General features: G+C 34.6%; 6 protein-coding genes and 1 pseudogene. All 7 read right to left on the bottom strand.

Features of this window, described 5'->3' with window-relative positions; translation table 11 throughout:
- Positions 1 to 145: 145 nt before the first annotated feature.
- On the bottom strand, positions 146 to 484 hold the full coding sequence (locus DWW23_RS26895) for a hypothetical protein (protein ID WP_233564467.1): 339 nt from the start codon (positions 482 to 484) through the stop codon (positions 146 to 148).
- The gene (locus DWW23_RS26890) at positions 465 to 674 is read right to left on the bottom strand and encodes a hypothetical protein (RefSeq protein ID WP_233564466.1); all 210 of its coding nucleotides are present in this window, start codon (positions 672 to 674) and stop codon (positions 465 to 467) included. The genes DWW23_RS26895 and DWW23_RS26890 overlap by 20 nt, the downstream gene beginning before the upstream one ends.
- Positions 675 to 888: 214 nt before the next feature.
- Positions 889 to 1,125: pseudogene (locus DWW23_RS26885) on the bottom strand (transglutaminase domain-containing protein); the annotation flags it as partial.
- 634 nt (positions 1,126 to 1,759) lie between these two features.
- The gene (locus tag DWW23_RS27095) at positions 1,760 to 1,966 is read right to left on the bottom strand and encodes an NVEALA domain-containing protein (protein WP_370449344.1); all 207 of its coding nucleotides are present in this window, start codon (positions 1,964 to 1,966) and stop codon (positions 1,760 to 1,762) included.
- 47 nt (positions 1,967 to 2,013) lie between these two features.
- On the bottom strand, positions 2,014 to 3,033 hold the full coding sequence (locus DWW23_RS26160) for a 6-bladed beta-propeller (RefSeq protein ID WP_122357385.1): 1,020 nt from the start codon (positions 3,031 to 3,033) through the stop codon (positions 2,014 to 2,016).
- A 185-nt stretch (positions 3,034 to 3,218) separates the two neighbouring features.
- A complete protein-coding gene (locus DWW23_RS26155; RefSeq protein WP_122357384.1) occupies positions 3,219 to 3,440 on the bottom strand; it encodes an NVEALA domain-containing protein in 222 nt (73 codons plus the stop codon).
- A gap of 206 nt (positions 3,441 to 3,646) precedes the next feature.
- Positions 3,647 to 4,036: DUF1573 domain-containing protein (locus tag DWW23_RS26880; RefSeq protein ID WP_233564465.1), on the bottom strand; the 390-nt coding region annotated here is incomplete at its 5' end.

Raw genomic sequence — 4,036 nt, 5'->3', positions numbered from 1 at the left:
CTCCATCGAATCGCTGGGAATTTTGAAAGAAGCAAACACGAATACCTGTACAAAAAACCACAAAGCAACTATCATACATAGCCAGAAAACTATGTTGATTACTTTGTCAATAAGTTTGTGTATATGTATTTTCTTCTTCATAAGATTAATATCTTTTCAAACTGTCGTTTTCGATAAATAATAAGCGTTGGTTAACAATTCTTTCCGGAATCGTGTACCACAACAGGGTTTTTCGCGGTATCTGCTTATACGTTTGTGTGGTATCTGTTTCGCTGGCATATTGCAATGGAACGAATTTGTCTTTGTCCGGCTCCCAGTAATGCAACGTATGTTCCTGATCCAGTTTATTTCTGCGTTTATCAAATGTAAAGACCTGCATATTCTCTTTTTGAGGAATGAATTTGCGGATGTTACCCTCTCTGTCTGCATAAAAAGGGACAGTAATAAAGCGCAGTCCATTCCCATCAGGCGAATCGGCCACCATAAGTTATCTCCGACAACCCGATCGAAATGACAGACATTCTCGTCTCGGTAACCGATAGCGATTGGTTGCCATGCATAATAGTTATGAATACATAAGTAGACTTGATTGGATTTTCCCATCTTTCGCTTTTCTTTGTCAACTGATACTTGTATGGGAGTCGTCTTATCCAGATATTTATCGGTAACATCATATATTAGAGGACTTTTCAGGTAAGTTACATATCCGTCGTCATTTGTATTGACTAGAGTAAGATCTGGGTCAAAACGATTACGATACACTTTCGCTGGCCGCAGATTACGTTTTCTGGAAAAATCCAGAGCATGTAAGATTGGTTGTGTACCCTCTGGATCAAAACTGTAAAACTTTCCATTATCCAAAACAACACACCATACATGTCCTAGATCCATTTTAGTCCAAATGGTTTGATCTATGGTCACAGGGATGCCGACTGCTCTCATGATGAAAATTCCTAAATTGCATAAACCATCGCATATCCCTATACCGGAACGATATGTTTCATCTATAGTAGGATATAGAGAAAGTCCCGTATTTTTGTATTTGATAATCTCTTTTAGGTACTTTTGTAAAGTTATACATGCCTCTAAAGGCGTTTGTACCTTCGCCGAGTCGAGAACAGGCATAAATCGTTCCATCATTTCTTTTCTGAGGTTTGAAGGTATTTCCGTTCGTGCCCGGTAAGGGAGAATATACTTACAGAAATCATCAAACGAAATATTTTGAGCCCAAGGCTTTTGCCACACTTCAAACGCTAATTCAATATTATTGATAAGGAAACTGCTATCTAGGGATGAAATATCGTGTACCTTCTTCCTGTTTATTCTGTAGCCATGTCTGGTAAGAGAGTCACAGTGTGATTCAACTGCTTTATGATCACTGAACCTGCTGATATCCGGTCTGTATTTTTCTCCCTTTGGGGATAGATAGTATTCTTCTTGTGAAAAATGATAAGGCATATTCATTATCAGGAATCGGGCGGCAGCTAGTTTTACCGAATCGTTTTGGTAGAAAGTTAGTACTTTTTCTAGTTCGTTTCGGTTATCACCGGCACACAAAAAAGCCTTCTCCAGCCGTTTGTCGACAGGAGAAGTACAAGCTATTAATAATAATATGCTGATTCCTGATATGAATATTTTTTTCACTAGATACTAATGCTTCTGTATTTTCAAGTGTTAAATTGCAATATCTACTTTTTCCTTTAGGCAGAAAAATGTAGATATAATAATGAAAGCATATATTCTTTATAAATCATTGTTATTAATCTGTTTTTTCCTTATAATAGGGATAATATCGATAACCATTCCAACAACCGCTACCAGATTCAGTTAAACAGTCTCCTTCACCGCTTTCATCATGAGCTAAAGCTTCTATATTGGCTAAAGTTAACTCTGAAAGCTCTACTTTTGTTTCATTTTTGTTTAAATTTGAACCAATAACGATTGAAATTCCAGCTAAAACTGAAATGTTAATAAATGTGCGTTTTATATATTTATTTTTTAAGTGATTGATTTTTATATAATGCCATTAAGGTCTAAATAACCAAATTGAATATTGTCATTGAATACCATGATAATCCTGTTGTTATCTTTATCATAACAGAAATCAATTATTTGATATCCGGTTTCTAATGTTTGAATATAATCACCATTTTTATCAAATATAATGATTTGGGTTGGATGATTTGATTTTATACCTTTATCTTTTGTTACAACAAAATTATTTTCTCCAGAATACAAAGCTAATATGTTGTTTTTACAATAAATAACTTTACCATAATATTGTTTTTTACTTTTTTCTGTCTTCCAGTTTGGACCATATATATTAAACTTTAAATTGCCGTCTAAATCACAAATTGTCATTAAATCATAAAAAGAGTAACATTCTACATAATTATTTATTTCTGAATTAGCTGCAATGTTAATTCTTTTTTGAGTTATATTTGGATGTTCATATTTCATGGGAATAATCTCTCCTGTACTCATATTCCACTTAGCAACAGATTGATTATAACCTGAACTTCCCGTCGGTTCTATGATTAATGAAATTGAAAGTGTATCATTTATATACTGATATTTATCAGGGAATAGACTTCCATTCATATTTATTTTCTCTTTAGGTTCATAATCTGGATTTTTGAGGATACTATCCAAGTCATAATAAAATATTTTTTGTTTTCCATGATCAGAGACAAAAAGCTTGTTTTTATCTTCATCTACTCCAATATAACCCATGTTTGCAATTTCTCCAGGACCTAATCCTTGATATGTAGAACTTGTTATATATTTGAAAGTCTTTTTGTCAAATATATTTATAAGTTTATCCGGAGCTTTGTAATCACCAATAACTAAGTAATCTTTGATCAAGTGAATTCGAGAAATATTACTGATTAGAATATCTTCCATCTGTATTTCTTCTATTTTATCATGAATATTCATGATATTATTTCGCTTGTGTTGAAACTTTTCTGTAGGAGAATTTTGTGTACAACTCCAGCTAATAATGACAATTAAAAAATATAATAATTTGTTCATAATTTTAATAGCTATTCTATTTCAAAAGAGTAAAAAAAGAATGTATCAAAAAACGATATTAAGGACCGCAGACAGATTACAGTGTTTCGTAGACCATATGATTATTAATATAAAAATCTATGAGCATCTGTGTAGTCTGTTCATTTATGGTCGCTAATAGCTTTTGATACATCCTGCTTTTTAGTTTATTTCTTGTACTCTGCATAAACTGGATGCCACATGTTACAGAAGCAGCCATCACCATTTTCTACACATCCATTTGGACATCCGCTTTCACCTCTAGCCAATGCTTCTACATTAGCCAGTGCCAAGTCTGATAATTCCATATCATCTTGACTCTGGCAAAAATTCCAGCCTGCTGTAGCAGCTATCGCAGCTATAGCAATGATACCAAATAACTTTTTCATATTCGTATCTGTTTAATTGTTTATTTTAATTATTATTTAATCAGGCTATTTTCTATCTTTGCCTACTCTATTCGGATTAGATAGTCGAATGTTACCTGTAGCATTCTGTTTTGCCGGTTATATTACCATCATACACCTCCTTTTCGGGGTCTCCGGGAGTTTGCTTGAACATTCGTGCGGGATGCAGCAAACTCCCATTTGTTCGATCACCGAACTTTCCCCTTTATCTTTACTTTGACAGGTCGATTGTTAATACTGTTGTACTTGATTGTAACGACTTCATCGAAAAATCCAGTATCTTTCGGTGTCATCTTAATTCCTACCCGAAGAGATTCTCCGGGGTTTGCGGGGCGTTTGTCATAAGTGGCTGCCGTGCAGCCGCAAGTGGTACTTACGTCCACTATCACAAGGGGATTGTCCCCAATGTTTCTTACTTCTATGGTTGTTTCCTTTACTTCCGATTTTCCTAAAGTACCGAAGTCGATTTCTGTCTGTGTTGCTTCGGCTGTTGTTTTTGGGATATTTTTGTTCGGATTGTCTTTGCCGGTGATCTGTTTCAGATATAGGTCTTTCACCGCCGTGTTGTGTACCGGATT

The organism is Parabacteroides sp. AF14-59 (genome assembly GCF_003479515.1).
In the GTDB taxonomy this organism is placed as follows: domain Bacteria; phylum Bacteroidota; class Bacteroidia; order Bacteroidales; family Tannerellaceae; genus Parabacteroides; species Parabacteroides faecis.
Note: the sequence above shows the minus strand (reverse complement) of the source record. Positions and strands in the feature narration are given on the sequence as shown.